General features: G+C 69.4%; 21 protein-coding genes. 10 read left to right on the top strand and 11 right to left on the bottom strand.

The window, feature by feature from the left end; genetic code table 11:
* Nucleotides 1–17: 17 nt before the first annotated feature.
* Together BMX32_RS02840 and BMX32_RS02835 are read left to right on the top strand one after the other, a co-directional pair.
* Nucleotides 18–1,508: a leucyl aminopeptidase gene (locus BMX32_RS02840; RefSeq protein WP_089974286.1), complete on the top strand. Its 1,491-nt coding sequence runs from the start codon at nt 18–20 to the stop codon at nt 1,506–1,508.
* A gap of 10 nt (nt 1,509–1,518) precedes the next feature.
* Nucleotides 1,519–1,941 (top strand): DNA polymerase III subunit chi, encoded by a 423-nt coding sequence (locus BMX32_RS02835; protein WP_089974284.1) that lies wholly within the window; start codon nt 1,519–1,521, stop codon nt 1,939–1,941.
* Between the two features lie 75 nt (nt 1,942–2,016).
* Here BMX32_RS02835 and BMX32_RS02830 read toward each other — a convergent pair whose 3' ends face one another.
* Nucleotides 2,017–4,770 carry a valine--tRNA ligase gene (locus BMX32_RS02830; RefSeq protein WP_089974282.1) on the bottom strand — a complete coding sequence of 918 codons (2,754 nt, stop codon included), beginning with the start codon at nt 4,768–4,770 and terminating at the stop codon, nt 2,017–2,019.
* 75 nt (nt 4,771–4,845) lie between these two features.
* On the opposite strand from BMX32_RS02830, the gene BMX32_RS02825 reads away from it, so the two are divergent.
* Nucleotides 4,846–6,777, top strand: a complete 1,932-nt coding sequence (locus tag BMX32_RS02825; RefSeq protein ID WP_089974280.1) for an ATP-dependent DNA helicase — start codon at nt 4,846–4,848, stop codon at nt 6,775–6,777.
* Nucleotides 6,778–6,806: 29 nt separating this feature from the next.
* Here BMX32_RS02825 and BMX32_RS02820 read toward each other — a convergent pair whose 3' ends face one another.
* A complete protein-coding gene (locus BMX32_RS02820; RefSeq protein ID WP_089974278.1) occupies nt 6,807–7,199 on the bottom strand; it encodes a cupin domain-containing protein in 393 nt (130 codons plus the stop codon).
* Nucleotides 7,200–7,387: 188 nt separating this feature from the next.
* Here BMX32_RS02820 and creD point away from each other — a divergent pair, with 188 nt between their 5' ends.
* Complete coding sequence (gene creD, locus BMX32_RS02815; protein ID WP_089974276.1) at nt 7,388–8,728, top strand: cell envelope integrity protein CreD; 1,341 nt, start codon at nt 7,388–7,390, stop codon at nt 8,726–8,728.
* Nucleotides 8,725–9,414: a tRNA (adenosine(37)-N6)-threonylcarbamoyltransferase complex dimerization subunit type 1 TsaB gene (tsaB, locus tag BMX32_RS02810; protein WP_089974274.1), complete on the top strand. Its 690-nt coding sequence runs from the start codon at nt 8,725–8,727 to the stop codon at nt 9,412–9,414. Before creD ends, tsaB begins: the two co-directional genes overlap by 4 nt.
* Nucleotides 9,415–9,500: 86 nt before the next feature.
* Here the strand turns inward: tsaB and BMX32_RS02805 are convergent, their stop codons facing one another.
* From BMX32_RS02805 to BMX32_RS02780, 6 genes are read right to left on the bottom strand one after another with little or no spacing between them, the layout of a single operon-like run.
* Nucleotides 9,501–10,709: a DegT/DnrJ/EryC1/StrS family aminotransferase gene (locus BMX32_RS02805; RefSeq protein WP_089974271.1), complete on the bottom strand. Its 1,209-nt coding sequence runs from the start codon at nt 10,707–10,709 to the stop codon at nt 9,501–9,503.
* The gene (locus tag BMX32_RS02800; RefSeq protein WP_089974269.1) at nt 10,693–11,091 is read right to left on the bottom strand and encodes a DMT family transporter; all 399 of its coding nucleotides are present in this window, start codon (nt 11,089–11,091) and stop codon (nt 10,693–10,695) included. The genes BMX32_RS02805 and BMX32_RS02800 overlap by 17 nt, the downstream gene beginning before the upstream one ends.
* Entirely contained in the window at nt 11,088–11,447 is a 360-nt protein-coding gene (locus BMX32_RS02795; protein ID WP_089974267.1) for an EamA family transporter, read from the bottom strand. The genes BMX32_RS02800 and BMX32_RS02795 overlap by 4 nt, the downstream gene beginning before the upstream one ends.
* 2 nt (nt 11,448–11,449) lie before the next feature.
* On the bottom strand, nt 11,450–12,310 hold the full coding sequence (locus tag BMX32_RS02790) for an alpha/beta hydrolase (protein WP_089974265.1): 861 nt from the start codon (nt 12,308–12,310) through the stop codon (nt 11,450–11,452).
* Between the two features lie 48 nt (nt 12,311–12,358).
* Nucleotides 12,359–13,768: a sensor histidine kinase gene (locus BMX32_RS02785; protein ID WP_089974263.1), complete on the bottom strand. Its 1,410-nt coding sequence runs from the start codon at nt 13,766–13,768 to the stop codon at nt 12,359–12,361.
* A complete protein-coding gene (locus BMX32_RS02780; protein ID WP_089974261.1) occupies nt 13,761–14,435 on the bottom strand; it encodes a response regulator in 675 nt (224 codons plus the stop codon). The genes BMX32_RS02785 and BMX32_RS02780 overlap by 8 nt, the downstream gene beginning before the upstream one ends.
* Nucleotides 14,436–14,528: 93 nt before the next feature.
* Between BMX32_RS02780 and BMX32_RS02775 the strand changes: the two genes are divergently transcribed.
* Genes BMX32_RS02775 through BMX32_RS02755 form a run of 5 tightly spaced genes read left to right on the top strand, consistent with a single transcriptional unit; the run spans nt 14,529 to nt 19,007 of the window.
* A complete protein-coding gene (locus tag BMX32_RS02775; protein WP_170843601.1) occupies nt 14,529–15,197 on the top strand; it encodes a PepSY-associated TM helix domain-containing protein in 669 nt (222 codons plus the stop codon).
* Nucleotides 15,198–15,208: 11 nt separating this feature from the next.
* Nucleotides 15,209–15,718, top strand: coding sequence for a DUF2271 domain-containing protein (locus BMX32_RS02770; RefSeq protein WP_089974257.1), 510 nt, complete (start codon nt 15,209–15,211; stop codon nt 15,716–15,718).
* A gap of 14 nt (nt 15,719–15,732) precedes the next feature.
* Complete coding sequence (locus BMX32_RS02765) at nt 15,733–16,542, top strand: DUF4198 domain-containing protein (RefSeq protein WP_089974255.1); 810 nt, start codon at nt 15,733–15,735, stop codon at nt 16,540–16,542.
* A 6-nt stretch (nt 16,543–16,548) separates the two neighbouring features.
* Nucleotides 16,549–17,577, top strand: a complete 1,029-nt coding sequence (locus BMX32_RS02760; RefSeq protein WP_244511387.1) for an FAD:protein FMN transferase — start codon at nt 16,549–16,551, stop codon at nt 17,575–17,577.
* Nucleotides 17,574–19,007: a sulfite reductase subunit alpha gene (locus BMX32_RS02755; RefSeq protein ID WP_244511386.1), complete on the top strand. Its 1,434-nt coding sequence runs from the start codon at nt 17,574–17,576 to the stop codon at nt 19,005–19,007. Before BMX32_RS02760 ends, BMX32_RS02755 begins: the two co-directional genes overlap by 4 nt.
* Nucleotides 19,008–19,057: 50 nt before the next feature.
* On the opposite strand, the gene BMX32_RS02750 is transcribed toward BMX32_RS02755, so the two are convergent.
* The 3 genes from BMX32_RS02750 to BMX32_RS02740 all read right to left on the bottom strand — a co-directional run bounded on the left by BMX32_RS02750 (nt 19,058) and on the right by BMX32_RS02740 (nt 21,912).
* Nucleotides 19,058–19,723 (bottom strand): HAD family hydrolase, encoded by a 666-nt coding sequence (locus tag BMX32_RS02750; RefSeq protein ID WP_170843543.1) that lies wholly within the window; start codon nt 19,721–19,723, stop codon nt 19,058–19,060.
* 76 nt (nt 19,724–19,799) lie between these two features.
* Nucleotides 19,800–21,527 carry a M56 family metallopeptidase gene (locus BMX32_RS02745; RefSeq protein ID WP_089974251.1) on the bottom strand — a complete coding sequence of 576 codons (1,728 nt, stop codon included), beginning with the start codon at nt 21,525–21,527 and terminating at the stop codon, nt 19,800–19,802.
* 1 nt (nt 21,528) lies between these two features.
* Nucleotides 21,529–21,912 (bottom strand): BlaI/MecI/CopY family transcriptional regulator, encoded by a 384-nt coding sequence (locus BMX32_RS02740; protein ID WP_089974249.1) that lies wholly within the window; start codon nt 21,910–21,912, stop codon nt 21,529–21,531.
* Nucleotides 21,913–22,173: the final 261 nt, after the last annotated feature.

The following is a 22,173-nucleotide window of genomic DNA, read 5'->3' as shown; positions in this document are numbered from 1 at the left end:
ATGCAGGACAGTAAGCTATGACGGTTCAGTTCAGCCTCGGTTCCAACGCTCCCGAAACGACCGCTACCCCGGTGGCGGTGGTCGGTGTCTACGAGAACGGTGTCCTGACCAGCGCCGCGGCGCGCATCGACACGGCGGCCCAGGGCGCCATCAAGCGCCTGGTCGAAGCCGGCGACGTGACCGGCAAGGTCGGCAACGTCGTCACCCTGCTCCAGCCGGCCGGCATCGCCGCCGCCCGCGTGCTGATCCTCGGCCTGGGCGCCCAGAAGACCTTCGACGCCGCGCGCTACCAGCGGGTGACGCTGGAGGCGGCCCGCGCCATCGGCCGCCTGCCGGTGACCGAGGCGGTCAGCTGGCTCCCCGAGATCGACGTCCCCGGCCGCGATGCCGCCTGGCGCGTGCGCGTCGCCGCCCTCGCCACGGACCACGCGGCCTATCGCTACACGGCCACAGTGAAGCCGCGCGACAAGGCCCAGCCGGAACTGACCAGCCTCGTGCTCGTCGGTCCCGCCGAGGGCGAGGCCGGTCTCGCCGAGGCACGCGCCATCGCCGAGGGTGTGCGCTACGCCCGCGAGCTGGGCAACCTGCCGCCGAACATCTGCAATCCGGACTACATCGCCGACCAGGCCCGCGCCTTCGCGGAAGCCAACGACGGCGTCACCTTCGAGGCGCTCGACCGCGCGGACATGGAGCGCGAGGGCTTCGGCTCCCTGCTCGCCGTGGCCCGCGGCTCGGCCAACGCGCCGCGCCTCGTCATCCTGCAGTGGAACGGCGGCGCCGAGGGCGACCGCCCCTACGCCTTCGTGGGTAAGGGCATCACCTTCGACACCGGCGGCGTCAGCCTCAAGCCCGGCCCGGGCATGGAGGAAATGAAGTTCGACATGTGCGGCGCAGCCGGCGTGCTCGGCGCGTTCGTCGCGGCGGTGAAGCTGAAGCTGCCGGTGAACCTCGTCTGCGTGGTGCCGGCGGTGGAAAACATGCCGGACGGCGCGGCGTATCGCCCGGGCGACGTGCTCACCAGCCTGTCGGGCATCACCATCGAGGTGCTGAACACCGACGCCGAGGGGCGCCTGATCCTCTGCGATGCCCTGACCTACACCGGCAAGCGCTTCGATCCGCACACCATCATCGATGCCGCCACCCTGACGGGTGCCTGCGTCGTGGCGCTCGGCAAGCACGCCAGTGGCCTGATGACCAAGGACGAGTCGCTCTCGGCCGAACTGCTCGCCGCCGGCGAAGCCACGCTCGACCGCGCATGGCGCCTGCCGCTGTGGGACGACTACCAGAGCCAGCTGGATTCGGGCTTCGCCGACGTCGCGAACATCGGCGGCAAGTACGCCGGCGCAATCACGGCGGGCTGCTTCCTCGCGCGCTTCACCGAAGGTCGTCGCTGGGCGCATCTCGACATCGCCGGCACGGCGTGGGACGAGGGCCGCAAGGGTCTCGCCACCGGTCGTCCGGTGCCGCTGCTCACGCAGTGGCTGCTCGACCGCGTCGCGGCCGGCTGATCGCTTCGCGATGCCTCGCGCCGACTTCTACCTGATCGACAAGCCGCGGTTCCGCGAGGATCCGCTGCTGCTGGTCTGCGAACTCGCCAAGCGCGCGTTCGCGGCCCAGCAGCCCACGCTGATCCTGACGCGCGATTTCGAGCAGGCCGAGGCGATCGACGAATACCTCTGGTCGTTCGACGAGGACAGCTTCATCCCGCATCAGCTCGCCGGTGACGACGACGATGGCGATACCGCCGTCCTCATCGTTCCGCCCGGTGTCGACACCGCCGATCGGCCCATGGTGATCAACCTGCGCGACGTCTGCGCGCCGGGCCATTTCGATCGCGTGCTCGAGGTCGTGGCCGCCGATCCCGCGGAGCGCGAAGGATCGCGTGCCCGCTGGACGCAGTACAAGAAGGGCGGCTTCGAGGTGAACAAGCACGATATGTGATGTGGCGGGAGCCGATCACACCGGCCTTCCCTCGCATGGTGGGAGCCAGCAGGCTGGCTCCCACAAAGCGTCGTCTTAGCCTAGTTTGCGGGCCTGCTCGCGCATCGCGTCGGCCTGGCGCGTCCAGTCGGCGATGCGCTGGCGCTCCTGTTCGACGACCTCGGCGGGCGCGTTGGCGACGAAGCTGGCGTTGCCGAGCTTCGCTTCGCACTTGCGCACTTCGCCCTCCACGCGTGCGATTTCCTTCGCCAGGCGGGTCTTCTCCGCCTCGACGTCGATCAGCCCGGCGAGGGGAATCAGTGCGCGCATGCCGCCGATCACCGCGACCGCGGCGGCGGGCTCGTCGCCCGACACCCACTGCGGCGTCTCCACGCGGCCGAGGAACGCCAGCTGCGCGGCGAACTTCGTCGCGCGCTCGCGATCGGCGGCATCGCCGTCGGCGAAGAGCAGCGGGATGACCTTGCCCGGCGCGATGTTCATTTCCGCGCGGATGCGGCGCACGCCCGTGAGCACGTCCTTCACCCATTCGATCTCGGCGGTGGCGGCGGCGTCGCCGTCGATGTCCGTCGCCTCGGGGTACGCGCGCAGCATGATCGTGGCGCCGTCGATGCCGAGCACCGGACGCACGTTCTGCCAGATTTCCTCGGTCACGAACGGGATCAGCGGATGGAGCGCGCGCAGCAGCGTTTCCAGCACGTGCACCAGCGTGTATCGCGTCGAGGCGGCCGCGGCGTCGTCGTCGCCGTTGAGCGCGGGCTTGGACAGTTCGAGGAACCAGTCGCAGAACTCGTTCCAGGTGAACTCGTAGAGCGCCTGCGCCGCGAGGTCGAAGCGATACAGGGCGAACTGTTCCTTCACCATGGCGAGCGTGTCGCGCAGGCGGGTGAGGATCCAGCGCTCGGCCTCCGTCGACGGCTTCATCGCGTCAACCGGGCCGTCGCCGAGATTCATCAGCACGAAGCGCGACGCGTTCCAGAGCTTGTTGACGAACGCCTTGTAGCCCGCCGCGCGCTCGAGGTCGAACTTGATGTCGCGACCGTGCGTCGCCAGCGACGCGAAGGTGAAGCGCAAGGCGTCGGCGCCGAAGGCGGGGATGCCGTCGGCGAATTCCTTGCGTGTAGCCTTCTCGATCTTCTCGGCCATCTTCGGCTGCATCAGGCCGCGCGTGCGCTTGGCGAGCAGGTCGTCGAGCGCGATGCCGTCGATGAGGTCGAGCGGGTCGAGCACGTTGCCCTTCGACTTCGACATCTTCTGGCCGTCCTTGTCGCGGATCAGGCCCGTGACGTAGACGTCCCTGAAGGGCACCTCGCCCGTGAAGTGGTCGGTCATCATGATCATCCGGGCGACCCAGAAGAAGATGATGTCGAAGCCCGTGACCAGCACGTTGCTGGGCAGGTAGCGGTCGAAGCCGCGCTCGGCCTGCGCCTGCGGGTCGGGCCAGCCGAGCGTGGAATGGCTCCAGAGCGACGACGAGAACCAGGTTTCGAGCACGTCGCCATCGCGACGCAGCGCACCGGTGTAGCCGGTCGCCGCGGCCTTCGCCCGCGCCTCGGCCTCGTCGCGCCCGACGACGATGCCGCCGTCGTCGGTGTACCACGCCGGAATCTGGTGACCCCAGGTGAGCTGGCGGCTGATGCACCAGTCCTGGATGTTGCCGAGCCAGTGGCGATACGTATTGATCCAGTTCTCGGGCACGAACTTGACGTGGCCCTGCTCGACGAGCTCGAGTCCGCGCGCGGCGAGCGTGTCCATGCGGACGAACCATTGCCACGTGAGATAGGGTTCGATGACCTGGCCGGTGCGATCGCCGCGCGGCACCTGCAGCTTGTGCTTCTTCGTCTCGACGAGCAGGTCCTGCGCCTCGAGATCGGCGAGCACGGCCTTGCGCGCGACGTAGCGATCCATGCCGCGGTACTTCTCCGGCGCCGCGTCGTTGATCTTCGCGTCGTCGGTGAGGATGTTGATCATCGGCAGGCCGTGGCGCTGGCCGATGGCGTAGTCGTTGAAATCGTGCGCCGGGGTGATCTTCACGCAGCCGGTGCCGAAGTCCTTCTCGACGTAGGTGTCGGCGATGATCGGGATCTGCCGGTCGGACAGGGGCAGGGCGAGCATGCGGCCGATCAGGTGCGCGTAGCGCTCGTCGTCCGGATGCACGGCGACCGCGACGTCGCCCAGCATGGTTTCCGGGCGCGTGGTGGCGACGACGAGCTCGCCGGAGCCGTCGGCCAGCGGATAGCGGATCGACCACAGCGAACCGTCTTCCTCTTCGCTCACGACCTCGAGATCGGAGATCGCCGTTTTCAGTACCGGATCCCAGTTGACCAGCTTCTGGCCACGGTAGATCAGGCCTTCTTCGTAGAGGCGCACGAAGGTTTCGACCACCGCCTTCGACGGCCCCGGGTCCATCGTGAAGACCTCGCGGCTCCAGTCGCCCGACACACCCATGCGACGCATCTGGCGGCCGATGGTGCCGCCGGATTCGTCCTTCCACTGCCACACGCGCTGGATGAAGGCGTCGCGGTCGAGATCGGCGCGCTGCATGCCTTCGGCGTTGAGCTGGCGCGTGACGACCATTTCCGTCGCGATGCCGGCGTGGTCGGTGCCGAGCTGCCACAGGGTGTCGTAGCCGCGCATGCGGTGGTAGCGCACCAGCGTGTCCATGAGGGTGTGCTGGAACGCGTGGCCCATGTGCAGCGTGCCCGTGACGTTGGGCGGCGGCAGCATGATCGTGTACGGCGTGCCCTTGCCGGACGGCTTGAAATAGCCGTTGGCCTCCCACTGGGCATACCACTTCGACTCGATCTGGCTGGGCTCGAAACTCTTGTCCATGCGTGGGCTCTCGACGCGCGCCTTTTGCGCGCTTGTGAAGACGTAAAGACCGCCATTGTAGGCGATACTTGCCGGATGACTGAACTCGAAGTGGCCGCGATCCTCGGCGCGGAGGGCCCGTTCGCCCGCGAAGTACCGGGATTCGCACCCCGCGAGGCCCAGCAGCGCATGGCGGCCGCGGTCGCCACGGCCATCGGCGAGCGCGACATGCTGATCGCCGAGGCCGGGACCGGGACCGGCAAGACCTTCGCGTACCTCGTTCCCGCTCTGATGTCGGGGCGCAAGGTCATCGTTTCCACCGGCACCAAGGCGCTGCAGGACCAGCTCTTCTTCCGCGACCTGCCGCGCGTGCACGCCGTGCTGGGCAGCCGGGCCAGGCTCAGCCTGCTCAAGGGCCGCGCGAACTACCTCTGCCTCTATCGGCTCGATCAGGCCGTGCGAGAGGGCAACCCGGACCGCCAGCTCGTCTCCCAGCTCTCCGCCATCCGCGCATGGTCGGCGCGCACGCGGCGCGGCGACCGGATGGAAATGGTCGATATCCCGGAAGATTCGCCGGTGTGGCCGCGCGTCACCTCGACGCCGGAGAACTGCCTCGGCTCCGAATGCCGCTTCTTCGACGAATGCCATGTGGTCAAGGCGCGCCGCGAGGCGATGGAGGCCGACGTCGTCGTCGTGAACCACCACCTCCTGATGGCCGACCTGGCCCTGAAGCAGGAGGGCTTCGGCGAAATCCTGCCGGGCGCCGACGCTTTCATCCTCGACGAGGCGCACCAGATTCCGGAACTCGCAGGCCAGTTCTTCTCGCAGAGCGTGAGCTCGCGGCAGATCGTGGACCTGGGCCAGGACGCGCTCGCCGAGGCGCAGGGCGTCACGGGCGCCACCAGCCAGCTGCTCGAGCCCGTGGAAGCGATCCAGGATCTCGTCAGGCGCCTGCGCCTGGCGATGGATCCCCTGCCGGCGCGGGGCCCACTCGGTGCGCTCGACCGCGACCCGACGGTGCGCGAGACACTGGTCGAACTGCGCGACGTGATGGCGGCGATGTCGGACCTGCTCGCCGCGCTCGGCGAGCGTTCGCGCGGCCTGGCCAACGCGTACGAACGCGCGCAGATGCTGAGCCTGCGCCTCGATCGCATCGCCGAGGAACACGCCGCCAGCGACGTCCGCTGGTACGAGACCTGGCCCCGCGGTTTCGCGTTGCATGCCACGCCGCTCGATCTCGCGTCGCCACTGCGCGCGATGCGGATGTCCACCGACGCGGCGTGGATCCACACATCGGCCACGCTGTCGATCGCCGGCGACTTCGGTCACTTCGCGCGACAGCTCGGGCTCGAGGATCCACACACGCTGCACGTCGAAAGCCCGTTCGACTACCAGCGCCAGGCGCTGGCCTACCTGCCGGCGAACCTGCCCGACCCTTCCGCGCGCGATTACACCGACCGCGTGATCGCGGCGGTCCGCCCCGTGCTGGACGCCTCCGACGGTCGCGCCTTCCTGCTCTTCACGTCGCACCGCGCGCTCCGCCGTGCCGCCGAACTGCTCGAGGGACGCGTGCCGTGGCCCCTCTTCGTGCAGGGCACGGCGCCACGTCACCGGCTGCTGGAGGAATTCCGGGCGAGCGGTCGCGGCGTGCTCCTTGGCGCGGCGAGCTTCTGGGAGGGCGTCGACGTGGCCGGAGAGGCGCTGAGCGTCGTCGTCATCGACAAGCTGCCGTTCGCCATGCCGGACGACCCCGTGCTCCAGGCGCGCCTGGAAGCGCTGGAGGAATCGGGCATCAATCCCTTCATGGGCTGGCAGGTGCCCACCGCGGTGATCGCGCTGAAGCAGGGCGCGGGCCGGCTCATCCGTGACGTGCACGATCGTGGCGTGCTCGTGCTGTGCGATCCGCGCCTCGGCACCAAGGGCTACGGGCGCCTCTTCCTCGCCAGCCTGCCACCGATGCCGCGGACGCGGGAGCTGGTGGACGTGCAGGCGTTCTTCGCCGCGAACGCTCCGGAAGCGTCGCCGTAGCAGAGCACCCGGCGCGCCCGCGCGTGCTCCTACAGCGCGAAGAACGCCACGACCGTCGCGCCCAATGGCCCGGCGACACCATGCGCCGATGGTCCGGCCTCTGCCGCGATGCGGTCGCCCGGGCGGATGACGTGCAGGTCGCCCGTTGGCGCTTGCACGTGCAACTCGCCTTCGACGAGGTAACCGGCCGCCGGCGCGTTGCCGGATTGCCACGGGAGGGCCGCGCCGGGCCGTAGCGAAATGCGCAGCATGCGCATGGCGCGGTGGGCCTCGATCAGCTGGGCGATGGCGGGATGGCCCGATCCGGCCAGCCTCACGGCGTCGGCGATCTCCCGGATATCCGACCTCGACGGCGTCGTCGTGGCGGCGATGGCCGCACCGATCATGAGGGCAAGGGGAAGCGCGAGCTGGGCGGGCGGCATGGTGGCGATCCTTGCGACGGCGGTGCGTGCATGGTCCATGGGACAGGGCTGCCCTGTAATGAGAACACTCTCATTCGCATGAGGTTTCAGCGTTCTGCCAGCGAACGCCTCACCGTCGCCCCATCCGGCACCCGTGCCAGGCCCTCGCCGCCATGACCCTCGGAGGCCTACCCCTGAGGAGATCCGCCATGTTCCGCTGGATGCAGTCGATCACCGCGAAGGTGCTGGGCATCGGGCTACTCGCCCTGATCATGCTCATTCCGCTCACCCAGGCGGATGGCCTCGTACGCGAGCGCCAGGCGATGCGGGAGCAGGCATCGGTGCGTGTCGCCGATGGCTGGGGCGGCCCGCAGACGCTCGGTGGCCTCGTGCTGGCCGTGCCGACCCGATACGAAACCAAGGGCAGCGACGGCAAGGTGGCCAGCGTCCGCGACGGCACGGAAATCGTCCTCGCCGATCAGCAGTCCACGGTGGCCGACCTCACCGTCGAGCGCCGCCACGTGGGCATGTACGAGGTGCCCGTCTACACCGGCGACGTCACCTTGCATGGCCGCCTCCTTCCCGAGGACATCCGCCGTTTCGCCGCCGATTCCGACGCCACCTGGTACACCGGAAGGGCGGAACTGCGATTGCTGATCGCCGATACGCGGGGCGTGCAGGACGTCGGTTCCGTGACCGTGGACGGCAGGCCCGTGCGGCTCGCGTCGTCGGCGTCGCGCATGGGCCCGTATACGGTCCTTTCCGCACCGATCGAGATCGATCCGGAGCGCACGACCCCGATCGATTTCTCGGCGACGCTGCGGATCGCCGGTACCGAGTCGTTCTCGACGTTGCCGCTGGCGCGCACGAACAGCGCGCGTATCCGTTCCGCCTGGCCGGACCCGGGCTTCACCGGTGCCATGCTTCCGGGCAAACGCCGGGTGGATGCGAGCGGCTTCGACGCCACGTGGCAGGTGCTCGACCTCAACCGAGCCTACGGCCAGCACTGGGACGCGGCGAACGTCGACGTCGCCAACCGCCTCGCCTCGTCGGCCTTCGGCGTGAAGCTCTACCAACCGGGCAGCGTGTACCAGCAGAACGATCGCGCCGGGAAATACGGCCTGCTGTTCATCGCACTGACGTTCGTCGCGTTCTTCCTCTTCGAGATTCTGAAAGGCCTGCGCCTGCATCCGGTGCAGTACCTCCTGATCGGCGCCGCCATGACCAGTTTCTACGTGCTGCTGCTGGCGCTGTCCGAGCAGATCGGTTTCGGACCCGCGTACGCCGTGGCGGCGGCCACGGTGGTGCTCATCGTCGGCGGATACGCCATGGCGGCCCTGCGCGCGAGGGGCGCCGGCCTGTGCCTTGGCGGCGTGCTCGCCCTGGTTTACGTCATACTCTACGGCCTGATCGGCGCGGAGCAGTACGCGCTCCTGATCGGCTCGGTGGTGCTCGTGGCGGTGATCGCGCTGCTGATGTACCTGACCCGCCGCATCGACTGGTACGCCTACGGAACGCCGCCGCCCCTCGCTTCGACGGAAACGCCATGAACTTCCTCGCCATCGAAACCTCAACGGAAGCCTGCTCCGTCGCCCTCGTCCACGGCGACGAAGTGATCGAACGCAGCGAAATCGCGCCCCGCCGGCATGCCGAGCTGGTGTTGCCGATGGCCGACCAGCTGCTGGCCGAGGCGGGTCTCAAACGCGACGCGCTCGACGGCATCGCCGTGGGTCGCGGGCCCGGCGCATTCACCGGCGTCCGCCTCGGCGTGTCGCTCGCGCAGGGCATGGCGATGGCGCTCGACATTCCCGTGGTCACCGTGTCGTCGTTGCAGGCGCTGGCGCTGGAAGCGCCCGACGACGACGCCGCGATCCTCTCCGTCATCGACGCGCGGATGGGCGAGATCTATGTCGCGGCCTGGCGTCGCGACGACGACGGCGGCGTGGTACTCATCGATCGCGAACGCGTGGACACCGCCGCCGCGCTCGTCCTGCCGGAGGCATCGGCATGGCACGTGGTCGGTACCGGTTGGGCGACGTACGAAGCCGCGCTGCGCGAACGCATCGGCGCGCCCATCCGTTCGGCCGACGGCGCACGTTTCCCGCAGGCGCGCCACGTCGCGGAGGTGGCCGCGCGCCGCTTCCGCGACGGCGAAGCGGTGGCGCCGGAACTCGCCCTGCCGGTGTACTTGCGCGACAAGGTCGCGCTGACGCTGGTGGAGCAGGGCAAGGCCTGATCGGGCCGGAGGTGGGAGCCAGCCTGCTGGCGATGGGAGCCTGCCGCGAGCACCCATCGCCAGCAGGCTGGCTCCCACCAGAGCCTTCAGCGCGTGACGATCGCCTCGATCGCCCCTAGCACTTCCCCGAACGCCTCGTCGTCCAGCCACGGGCTGTTCGTGATCGTCAGCGTGCGGGCCGCGAAATCGCGCGCGTTCGGCACGTCGTCGCCGCCGGGCATCGTGCCGAGGTAGTCGTAATCCGGTAACGCGTGCACGAACATGCGCGCCACGCCGTAACGCGACGGCCAGAGTCGCGCCAGCACCGCATCGCGTGTCGCTTCGTCCGGCAGCATCAGCATCAGATATGGCCACGTGCCACCGTCGTCGCGGAACACCGTCACGCCCGGCAACGTGTCGAGCATCGGCAGGCGTTTCTTCGCCTGCGCCGTCGTCGTCGCGATGAAGTCCGGTAGCCGCGTGAACGCGCGCGCGCCGACCGCGTCGCGCCATCTGCTCACGCGGTGCATGGGGAAATCCGCGTTGAAATGCTCGCCGGCGGCAGCCAGCAGGTCCCCGCGACGCAGCGCGCCGCGCAACGGCCGCCCATAGGCGAAGCCGAGGCCGTGCGGGCGATAGAACGTGGCGTAGCCGGCGAGCTCCAGCATGCGTCGGATCTCCCAGCCGGGGTGCCAGCGACTCATGCGACGCGAGGTGCGCTGGAAGCGTTCGTGCCAGCTGTCGTCGCGGGCCACGAGCAGGCCGCCTTCGAAGATCGACAGGCCTTTCCCCGCCGCGAGGCTGTAGAAACCGACGTCGCCGACCGTGCCGGCGAAGGACTCGCCGACGCGGGCGCCGAGGGACTGCGCCGCATCCTCGATCGTCCGCGCGCCGACGCCGTGCGCGATGGCGTTGGCGGTCGCCACGTCCGCCAGGCGCCCGCCGAGATGTGTCGGCACGACGGCCAGCGTGTGCTCGTTGCACGCGGCGGCGAGGCGCTCCGCGTCCATGTCGAAGTGCCCGGCCTTCAGGTCCACCAGACGCGGCACGAGACCCGCGCGGCGGATGGCCAGCGGCACGAGCGGACACGTGAACGCGGGAATGACGACCTCGCGCCGTGAGCGCGCATGTTCGGACAACGTGCAGAGCGCGATCGTCAGCGCGGCCGTGCCGGAGCATTCGAGCTGCACCTGCCCGACGCCGAGCCAGTTCGCCGCGAGGGCCGTGAGCGGCGCGGGCGCCGTGCCGCGCAGGTCGGACCAACGCAGGGGCAGGCCGGCGGTGGGCGGCGCTTCGCGCTCAGGCCGTAACGGCATCGGGCTCGACCTCCGCGTCGCCCTCGGCGATCGCGAGGCACGCGATGCCTGCGAGGATGGCGACCGCGCCCGCGATCTGCACGGGCGTCACGGGTTCCGCGAAGAGCCACCACGACAGCAGCATCACGCTGACGACTTCCAGGTGCGACGCGGCGAACGCGGGACCGATCGGCGCGTGTTTCAGCAGGCTCATCCACGTGACGAACGCGCCGACGTAGCCCGCGACCGCGCCGTAGATCCACGGATGCGAGAAGACGCGCCCGAGCCACGCGACGCTCGTCTCCACGGGCAACGCATGCGTGCCCGCCATCTTGAAGCAGACGAGGTTGAGCGAGTCGAACGCCAGCAGCAGCGCGAAGCCCACCAGGTAGAAGCGCTTCATGAGCCGACACCCACGATCGCCACGCCCGCGGCGACGAGCAGGATGCCCGTGACGCGCAGCGGGCTCAGCTTCTCGCGGAACAGGATGCGACCGGCCACCATCACCGCCACGATGTTGATCGATCCGAGCAGCACGCCCTCCGAGAGCGGCACCAGCGAGAGGAACGCGATCCACACGACGAACTCGGCGACGTAGCAGGCGATGCCCGTCCAGATCCACGGGCGCGCGAACATGTAGCGCCAGCGGGCGAGACCGTCGCCCGCCCGGCCATCGCCGGCCGCCGCCTTGAACGCGAGTTGCCCCGCGGTGTCGAGGACCACGTTGGCGATCCACAGCGTGAGGACGAGGCCGTGCATCGTCAGGCCGCCATGCGGTGCGGTCGCGATTCGCGCGCGATTCGTGTGAAGAAATCGGCCGTGCGTTCGATGAGCATCCGGCGCTCGCGGTCGATCGTGATCATGTGGTAGCTGTCCGCCAGCAGCAGCATCTCGATCGGACCGCGCACGCGTCGTGCCACGAGGTCCGCGTTGGCGATGCTTGCCACGTCGTCGTCGGCGGCATGCGCGATGAAGCACGGCGCCACCACCTGCGGCAGCCGTCGGCGCACGTCGCGCGAGAGTTCCACCATTTCGGCGAGGGCGGGCCAGGGGTTGCCCGGAAGGCCCGCCGCCTCGCTGTCGCCGGAAAACATCGCGGTGCTGATCTGCGCGCGCAGACGCTCGTCGCGGATGCCATACGGAGGTTGTTCGATGAAGCTGCGGTGCTGGCCGATGCCGAGGCGCTTGAGCGCCGGAAGCAGGAACGAGAGCCGCCCCGTCCAGCCGATCGACCAGCCGTCGTAGCGGAACGTGGCGCCGAACACACCCACGCCCGCGACCCACGCCGGACGCACGGCGGCGAGGCGTAGCGCCAGCACGGCGCCCATCGACAGCCCCGCCACGAACAGGCGATCGACACGCCCGCGCAGCTCGTCGGCCGCCGCTTCCACGCTGGCATACCAGTCTTCCCACGTGGTGGCGACGAGGTCGCTTTCGCTGCCGCAGTGCCCGGCCAGTTGCACGCCGACGACCGTGAAGCCGGCACGGTTCAGGCCCTTTCCGACCGCGCGCATCTCGGACGGCGTGCCGGTGAGTCCATGGATCAGCAGGACACCGTCGCGCCCGCCTTCGTACTGGAATGCCGCCGAATTGCTCACGTCGACGCCTCGCGTCCATCTCATTCGATGGCGTCATGGTCCCAGCAGGGGGTTTCAGCGGGCTTTCCCGCCTTACGGGGTCACGGCGGGGAAATGGAGCTCGATGCGGAGGCCGCCGGCCGCGGCGCGCCGGAACGCCACGCGCGCGGCATGGCGTTCGGCGATGCTTTCGACGATGGCGAGGCCGAGGCCCGTGCCGTCTTCGTCGGAGCCCGGTACGCGGAAGAACCGCTCGCCGAGCTGGTCGAGGAAGGCGTCGTCGACGCCCGGACCGTCGTCCTCCACCGCGAGGAGCGCCTCGTCGCCGGCGCGGGCCAGCGAGACCGTCACGCAGCGTCCGCGCCCGGCATAGTGGAACGCGTTGTCCACGAGGTTGTCGATGACCTCCTGCACCTGCAGCGCGTCGCCGCGAACGAGCACCGGTCCGTCGATGCCCTCGTAGCCGAGATCGACGCCCAGCGCGAGTGCCTGGTGGACACGCATGCCTACCGCCTCGGGCACGACGGCGGCGAGATCGATGATGGTCATGCCGTCCCGGTCGGGCAGGTCGGGGGACTGTGTGCGCGTGAGCGCGAGCAGCTGCGCCGACGTGCGCGCGGCGCGCGCGGCCAGCCGGTGGATGTGGCCCAGCGCCTCGGCGCGCTGCGCGGTGTCCTCCGTGCCCTCCAGGCGCTCCACGTGCAGCTGGATCCCCGCCAGCGGGGTGCGCAGCTGATGGGCGGCATCCGCGATGAAGCGTTCCTGGAGGCCGAGCATGTTGCGCATCCGGGCGAACAGGTCGTCGATGGTGCGCGTGAGCGGCAGGATCTCCACCGGCACGTCTTCCTCGCCGATCGGCCCGAGATCGTGCTCGCGACGCCGCAGGCGCGACGTCAGCGGTTCGAGCACGCCGAGGCCGTGGCTGACGCCGAGCCAGACGAGACAGAGCACCGCGACGATCAGCAGCGCCTGCATCGGCAGGGTCAGGAACAGGATCTCGCGCGCCCGGATGTGCCGGTCGCGGAGGTTCTCGGCCACCGTGATCGTCAGCATGTCGCCCCGTTCCTGATGGCTCGGCACGCGCATCACGGCCGCGCGCAGCGGACGTCGACCGAGCAGGGTGTCGTAGAGCACGGGCGGCGCATCGGTGACGACGGCATGCCCGGGGCCCGCGAGTGCCGCGTTACCGATCATCCGGCCGTGTCGGTCGCTGATCACTTCGTAATAGTTGCGGCCGTCGGGGTCGTATTCGAGCAGGAAGCGCGCCTGCGCCGTCAGTTCGCCGCGCAGCGAATCGTTGCCCACCATCTCGGAAAGCGTGAGCGCGGAGTCGGAAAGATCGGCATCGTGCACGCGGTTCGAATAGGCCAGCGCGACGTAGTAGCCGATCACCGCGTCGAGCAGCAGCACGCCGAGCACCGGCACGAGCAGGAAGGTGAGCAGGCGCCGGCGCAGGCTGGGCCGTGCGGGCCGGCGCGCGGCCGCTGTGCGGCGTTCAGGCATCCGCGCTTTCTTCGAGCAGGTAGCCCAGCCCGCGGATCGTCCGCACGCTGGTGCCCGAGCCCTGCAGTTTCTTGCGCAGGCGGTGCAGCGCGATGTCGAGGCCGTTGTCCGTGAGGTCTTCGTCCCAGTTGCACAGGGCTTCGACGAGCTGCGCGCGGCTGGTTACCTTGTCGGCACGCGCCGCGAGCGCTTCCACCAGCCCGAATTCGCGGGCGGTGAGGTCGAGCGCGACGTCGCCGATCCACGCGCGGTGACCGGGAATGTCCAGACGCAGACGCCCGATGCGGAATTCCGGCGTGCCGTTGGTCGTGCGCCGGCGGAGCAGGGCCCGCACGCGCGCATCGAATTCGGCGAGCGCGAAGGGCTTCACGAGGTAGTCGTCGGCGCCGAGATCGAGCACCCGGACACGTTCCTTCAACCCCTCGCGCGCGGTGACCACGAGTACCGGCACGCCGGACCCGCGTTTGCGTGCGCGGGCCAGCACGTCGCTGCCGTCGAGCATCGGCAGGCCCAGGTCGAGTACCAGCAGGTCGTAGTCGTGGTCGCGCAGGGCATGGTCGGCACTGTTGCCGTCCGACACGTGGTCCACGGCATGCCCGCCCTGCTGGAGGGAGGACTTCACGGCCGCGGCGATGGCGGCGTCGTCTTCGGCTAGGAGTATGCGCATGGCGGGAGGATACGCTCCCGCACCGGGGCCGCGCATGCAATTTCCAATTGCATCGGAGGTGCCAATTGCGAACGATTCGCATTGTGGTTTACCATCCACGATCGTCGAAACCGTGTTTCCAAAGGGGCGTTCCAGCACATGCGCGACACCGTCGACCGGCAACGCCGCGCGTTTTGGCTCAAGCACCTGCACCGCTGGCACTGGATCAGTTCGGCGGTGTCGCTCGTCGTGCTGCTCCTGTTCTCCGTCACGGGATTCACGCTGAACCACGCCGCGCGCATCGAAGCGTCCCCGCAGGCGACGCGACATGCCGCCACGCTGCCGGCGCCGCTGCGGGGGCAGCTCGGTGGCGAGCACGCCAGGGGCGCGGCGGTGCCACCGTCCGTGGCGTCGTTCGTGCGCGACAGCACCGGCCTCGCCATCGAAGGCCGCGGCGGCGAGTGGAGCGACGACGAGGTGTATGTATCGCTGCCGCGCCCGGGTGGCGATGGCTGGGTCAGCATCGACCGCGAAAGCGGCGAGGTGCAGTCGGAGGTCACCGATCGCGGCTGGCTCGCCTATCTCAACGACCTGCACAAAGGGCGCAACACGGGTCCCGTGTGGAGCTGGTTCATCGACGCGTTCGCGCTGGCCTGCCTGGTCTTCGCGATCACCGGCCTCTTGCTGCTCAAGATGCACGCGGGCCAGCGTGGCATGACGTGGCCGATGGTCGCGCTCGGTTTCGTGCTCCCTGTGGTGCTCGCACTCGTTTTCATCCACTGATGGACTTACTCATGCGCCGACTTTTGCCGTTCGCCCTGTGCCTCGCGTTTGCCGTGCCGGTCCGCGCCGCGGACATGAACATCACCGTGGAGATCCCCACGCTGAAGGTGAGCGAGTATCACCGCCCCTACGTGGCCGTCTGGATCGAGCGGGACAACGCCACGGTCGCCAACCTCGCGGTCTGGTACGAGATGAAGAAGGGCGACGGCGAGGGCACCAAGTGGCTCAAAGACATGCGGCAGTGGTGGCGCCGCGGCGGACGCGACCAGACGATGCCGATCGACGGCGTGTCGGGCGCCACGCGTCCCGCCGGCCAGCACCAGTTGCACTTCACCGACGGCAAGGCGCCACTCGGCACGCTCGCGCCCGGGCATTACGAACTCGTCGTGGAGGCCGCCCGCGAAGTCGGTGGCCACGATACGCAGCGCATCGCTTTCGACTGGCCGGCGAAGACGCCCCAGCACCTCTTCGCGAAGGGCGGCGAAGAGCTCGGCCAGATCAGCCTCGACATCAATCCCTGACACGGAGCCTCCCGATGAAGCACGCTCTCGCACGCGCGGTCCTTTGCGCCGCCCTCGTCCTGCCCGCCGCCGCGCAGGCGCACAAGATGTGGATGGTGCCGTCCGCCACCGTGATCTCCGGCGACGACGCCTGGGTGACGGTGGACGCCGCTGTCTCCAACGATCTGTATTACCCCGACCACTTTCCGGCCCGCCTCGACCAGCTCGTCATCACCGCACCCGACGGTTCGACGGTGAAGCCGGAGAACGAAGCGACGGGCAAGTACCGCAGCACGTTCGACCTGGCCGTGCCGCAGAAGGGCACCTATCGCCTCGCGCTGGTCAACCAGGGCGTGTTCGCCAGCTACGAGGTCGACGGCAAGAAGAAGCGCTGGCGTGGCACGCCTGCCGAACTGAAGGCGGCGATCCCGGCTGGCGCGAAAAACGTGCAGGTCAGCGAGATGTCGTCGCGCGTGGAGACGTTCGTGACCCAGGGCTCGCCGAGCGACGGTGCGCTCAAGCCCACCAACAAGGGGCTGGAGCTCGTGCCGGTCACGAAGCCGAACGACCTCATGGCGGGCGAGAAGGCGACGTTCCAGCTGCTCATCGACGGCAAGCCGGCGGCGAACCTCAAGGTCGTCGCCATCGACGGCGGCACGCGCTACCGCAACAAGCAGGACGAACTGGACACCACGACGGACAAGGACGGCAGGTTCAGCTTCACGTGGCCGGAAGCCGGCATGTACTGGGTGAACGCGTCGACCGAGGACGCGAAGACGTCGGTGAAAGACGCCACGCAGCGCCGGCTCGCCTATACGGCGACGCTGGAAGTGCTGCCGCAGTAAACGACGATGAAACGGCTGATGCGGCTGTCCGGCCTCGTTCTCGGGCTCGTCGTCTGCGCGGCGCACGGCACCGACGTGCGCCGGTTCGAAGGCGAGACCATGGGCAGCACCTGGTCCGTCAATGCCGTATTGCCCGACGGTGCGGACGATCGTGCCATCGAACGCGGCATCCAGCTCGAGGTGGATCGCGTCGTCGCGCAGATGAGCACGTACGAGGCCGACTCCGACCTCAGCCGGTTCAATCGTGCACCGGCCGGCACGTGGCACACGCTTCCGCCGGAGTTCTTCGCCGTGCTGAGCTACGCGCTCGATCTCGCGAAGGCGTCCGGCGGTGCCTATGACCCGACGGTGGGTCCGCTCGTGAACCTCTGGGGCTTCGGCCCCGACCGGCGCGCGCACGAAGCGCCGGATGCCGCTGCGATCGCGGTGGCGCGCAAGCGCGTGGGCTGGTCGCGCATCCGGCTCGACGCGGCGACGCGTCGTGCGTTTCAGCCGGGCGGCGCGTACGTGGATCTGTCGTCGGTCGCGAAGGGCTTCGGCGTCGACCAGATCGCGCGATTCCTCGACCGCTCGCACGTGCGCGCATATCTCGTGGAAGTCGGCGGCGAGTTGCGCGCGCACGGTCGCAAACCCGACGGATCGCCGTGGCACGTCGGCATCGAGCGCCCGGGCGCGGCGTCGGGCGCGGTGGACGATCCCGACGAGGTCGGGCGCATCGTGTCGCTCCGCGACCGGGCGATCGCCACGTCGGGCGACTACCGCCACTTCTTTCGCAGCGGCGGCGCGTTCTATTCCCACCACATCGACCCGCGCACGGGTTATCCGGTGGCGCATCGCGTGGCTTCGGTGAGCGTCGTCGCGGACGATTGCATGCACGCCGATTCGCTTGGCACCACGATGACGGTGCTCGGGCCCGAGGAGGGCATGGCCTATGCGAAGCGGCATGGTATCGCCGTGCTGTTCATCCTCTACGGCGCGGATGGCCGGTTCGAAGAGCGGGCGTCGCCGGCCTTCGTGGCGTCGCTGAAATCGTGAGGGCGATCGCCGGCCAACTCGGTATCGGCGTGGTGCTGCTGATCGCGCTCGCGCTCTGCTGGCGCCTGCAGGATGCCTCGGCCGTCTCGCCGCCTTCCGGCACACATCTGGCGACGGCGGGCGGCCTTGTGCTCGCGTGGCTTGGCTTCGCGGTGTGGATGGGGCGGCGCGGCGCGCGTCACGTTACGCGCGATCCCGGCGGTGTCCTGATCGTCCACGCGTCGCAGACAGGATTCGCCACGGAGCTGGCGGCGAAGACCGCCGACGAGCTCCGCGCCGGTGGGCTCGCCGTCGACGTGCGGAACATCGATGCATTGACGCCCGCACGACTCGCCGAAGCGACGCGCGCGCTCTTCATCGCGAGCACCACCGGTGAAGGTGACGCGCCGGATGCCGCGACGCGCTTTCGTGGCGAAGCGATGCGGTCGCCCCTGCCGCTGGCGGGCCTCTCCTATGGCGTGCTCGCGCTCGGCGACCGCGACTACGACGACTTCTGTGCGTTCGGGCGCGAACTCGACGGCTGGTTGCGCACGAACGGCGCGATGCCGCTGTTCGATCGCGTCGAGGTGGATAACGGCGACGAGGGCAGCCTTCGCCACTGGCAACACCACGTGGCGCACCTGGCCGGTACGACGGGTCTCGCCGACTGGAGCCGGCCGGCGTACCAGCGATGGCGACTGGTCGAGCGCACCTTGCTCAATCCCGGCAGCGAAGGCGCGCCGTGCTACCACGTCGCGCTCGCGCCGCCCGACGCGGCGCACCTCGACTGGCAGGCGGGCGACATCGCCGAGATCGGGCCGCGACGCCATCGCGGCGACTCGACGGTATGGCCGCACCGCGAGTACTCCATCGCGTCGCTACCGGCGGATGGGGCGTTGCACCTCGTGGTCCGGCAGATGCGAGGCAAGGACGGGGCGTTGGGCCTCGGCTCCGGCTGGCTGACCGGGCATGCGGTACCGGGCGACGCGATCGATCTGCGCGTACGCACCAACGCCGGATTCCACCCGCCTGCCGACGACCGGCCGGTCGTCCTGATCGGCAACGGTACCGGCATCGCGGGATTGCGCGCGTTGCTGAAGGCGCGCCTCGCATCGGGGCATCACCGCAACTGGCTCGTCTTCGGCGAACGCCATGCGGCCGTGGATCGGCTGCACGTGGACGAGCTGGAGCGCTGGCGCGCACAAGGCCGTATCGAGCGACTCGACCTGGTGTGGTCGCGCGACGGCGGCAGCGAGCGATACGTGCAGGATCGGCTGCGCGCGTCGGCGGATGCGCTGCGTCGCTACGTCGACGAGGGCGCCAGCGTCTATGTGTGCGGGAGCCTCGACGGCATGGCGCCGGGTGTCGATGCCGCGTTGCGAACCGTCCTCGGCGACGACAGGGTCAATGCACTCGCGGCGAGCGGGCGCTACCGCCGCGACGTCTACTGACGCCGCGCGTGTCGCCGGGGCCGCTACGGTGGCTCCCGCACGGCGGCCCGTCACCCCACGATCAGCCGCACCTTCCCCTCGTGCACGCCGTCGAAGCGCAGATGCGTCAGGTCGGTTATCCATTCGACGTCGGGCGGCACCTCGCCGGTGTGGTCGCCACCGATGGCGATGACGCGCGACCCCGCGGCAAGGCCCGCATCGATGCCCGCTTTCGCATCTTCGAACACCACGCAGTCCCGCGGGTCCGCGCCCATGCGTTCCGCGCCGAGCAGATAGCCTTCCGGGTCCGGCTTGCCGTGCGTGACGATCTCGCCGGTGACCATGCGCGGAGGCGGCACGATGCCGGCGGCGCCGAGGCGCGCGGTCGCGAGCACGGTGTCGGCCGACGTCACGATGGTCCAGCGGTCCGCCGGAAGCGACGCGAGGAGTTCGAGGGCGCCCGGAATGGGCACGATGCCGTCGACGTCTTCGACCTCTTCGCGGTAGAGGCGTTCGTAGACCGCGTCGACATCCATGCCCGGCTTCACGAACATCTTCACGGAGTCGAGCATCCGCACGCCGTGCAGACGAGGCAGCACCTCGTGCCAGTCGATGCCGTTCTCGTCGCACCAGCGCTTCCAGATTTTCTCGACGACGACACGCGAATCGATCAGCGTGCCGTCCATGTCGAAGAGCAGGGCGCTGGCTTCGACGATCGTCCCGGGTTCGAGTCGCATGATGGCTCCGGCAAGGTGGGGAGGACGCGATGTCGCACGCGCCAATCCCTCACCATACCGGAGCATCGTGGCGACGTCAGCGTACCGCCGTCGCCGCGTGGTTGCGGATCGCTTCCGCCAGGATCCCGTTGACTTCGTCGGTCGCCTTGCGCGACGCCTCGGCCTGCTGGCGGCCCCATTCGGCCATGGTCTTTCCGTCGAGGGCGCGGGTCTGCCCGATCGCGGCCATCCGTTTCGCGAGATCGGCCTGCTCCTTGCCGATCGCGGCATGACCGGCCGCATACGCCGCGCGATCGGTCGGGCGCATCGGCATCGTTTCCTTCACGGCGAGCTCGGCCTGGCGCTGGGCCAGCTTCGCCATCTGCTCGTTGAGGACGGCCTGTTGCTGATCGAGCTTCGCCATCTTCTCGGCGTTCACCCGCCCACTTTCCGCGGGGACCGAGGCGCGCTCGAACGCTTTCTGGATGCGCTTCACGTACCCGGGGTCCTTCAGCACCCATGCCTGCTTGCCGTCGCGATACCACACGAAGTCGCCCTTGCCGTCGCGTGCCGCTTCGGCACGCTGGAAGTCGACGTTGCTTCCGTTCATCACGTGAATGTCGTCGCCGAAGAAGATGAAGGCATGGTCCGGCGTGCGGTTCGGTCCGGGGACGGCGACACCGGGCGGTGCCGCGGGCGCGGGAGGCGCGGGCGGTGCATCGGGTGCATCCGGCGGCGCGGGCGCGTCGGGCGCCGCCGGTACCTGGGCCGCCGCGCGAGGCGCTTGCACGGGAGCCGGCGGTGCGGGCGGCGCGGTGACGAACGCGACGGGCGTGGTGGAGGTGCCATCCGCGGCGACGACGCGCCATGGCGTCACGCCGACCAGGGCGACGACGGCGACGAGGGACCACGCGATCAACGGATGGGGTGCGGACGTTGCCTGACCGAGCATGTCGAGTCTCCTTTTCAGGGTGCGGAACGTGGGCGAGGCGCCTGCCAGCGCATGATGCGGATGCGGGGCGACGCCGAGGCGGAGAAGCAGGCGTCCATACGTCCGTGGCGCCTGGCGCCCGCGCGAGACGACGAGCGCGTCGCAGGCCGCCTCGCGGCACAGGGCGTATTCGCGCGTGGCGAGATGAACGAGGGGATGGAAGAAGAACAGCGTGCGCGCGAGCAGCGGCACCCAGCCCAGTACGAGGTCGCCGCGGCGGACGTGCGCGAGCTCGTGCATCAGCGCCATGTCGAGTTCATCGTCGTCGAGCCGGTCGTCGACGGGCAGCAGGATCGTGGGGCGCCAGAGGCCCATGACCTGCGGCGAATCGACCTCGGGCGACACGGCGAGGCGCGGCGAGCGCCGCAGGCCCAGCTCGCGTGCACGGCGGGCGCAGAGCGTTTCCACGCGGATGTCGTCGTGCGCCATGGCGCGGCGGACGACACCGGCGAGCCGGTGCCCGCGCACGGCCGCCACGACGAGTTGCGCGAGGACGGCGAGTGCCCAGACCGCGAGGACGATGGCCAGCCACGATGCCGCCCAGCCGCCATCCGTCGCCGTCGTCGCGTCGACGACAGCGGCCGGTGCCGCGTCGACGGTGACGATACCGACCGCCGCCGCGGGCGCCGCCGGGAGCAGCGGCAGCTGGAACGGGGCAGGGCAGACGACACCGACGACGAGCTGCGCGCCGAGCAACCACCACAGCGAGCTGCGCGCCGCCGCGGACAATGCCGGGAACAGGCGGCACACCGCGTAGACGAGGGCGCCGAGCAGCAGCGCCTGCACCGAGGCGATCGCGAGCCGTGAAAACAGGGTCTCGAGGAAGGCGTCCATGTCAGCGGTCCTTGCGCCGTTGCAGCGTGTCCACCAGCGCTTCCAGCTCCGCGAGCTCACTGTCGCTGACCTTGCCGCGTTCCGACATCCACGCCACGAACGGCGATACCGAACCCTGCAAGGTCTTCTCCACGAAGCGTGCGACGGCGCCGGTCATGACTTCGCCCGTGCCGTTCGTCGCGCTGTAGCGGTAGCTGCCGTCGATGCGCCGCCGGACGAGATAACCCTTCGTGCGGAGGCGTTCCATCATGGTGAGCACCGTGGAACGGGCCAGGCCGCGCGCTTCGCCGTATCCGGCGCACACCTCGGCTACCGAACTCTTCGGCGCCTCCTCGATGTATTGCAGCAGCGCCAGCTCCTGGTCGCCGATCGTCTTCTTGCTCATGCCGCCACTCCTGACTACAAGTGTAGGCAGCGTGCGCCTGACGACACCTGTAGTCAAGCATGACGTTCGGCACGGCCGTTTCGTCGCCCCTGCGCACGATGGGGGCTGCCCGGCAGGTTGCGGTGCGACGATGGCATCGCATAGCCCGCTCGTCGCCCTGGCGCAGGCCGGGGCCCACCGCCCCGGTTTCCGGTAGGGCGATGGCATCGCATCGATGTGCGCTGCGGTCTGTCGGCGAAGAGCCGATGTAGCCGCGACGCG

Source organism: Luteibacter sp. UNCMF331Sha3.1 (genome assembly GCF_900109915.1).
In the GTDB taxonomy this organism is placed as follows: domain Bacteria; phylum Pseudomonadota; class Gammaproteobacteria; order Xanthomonadales; family Rhodanobacteraceae; genus Luteibacter.
Note: the sequence above shows the minus strand (reverse complement) of the source record. Positions and strands in the feature narration are given on the sequence as shown.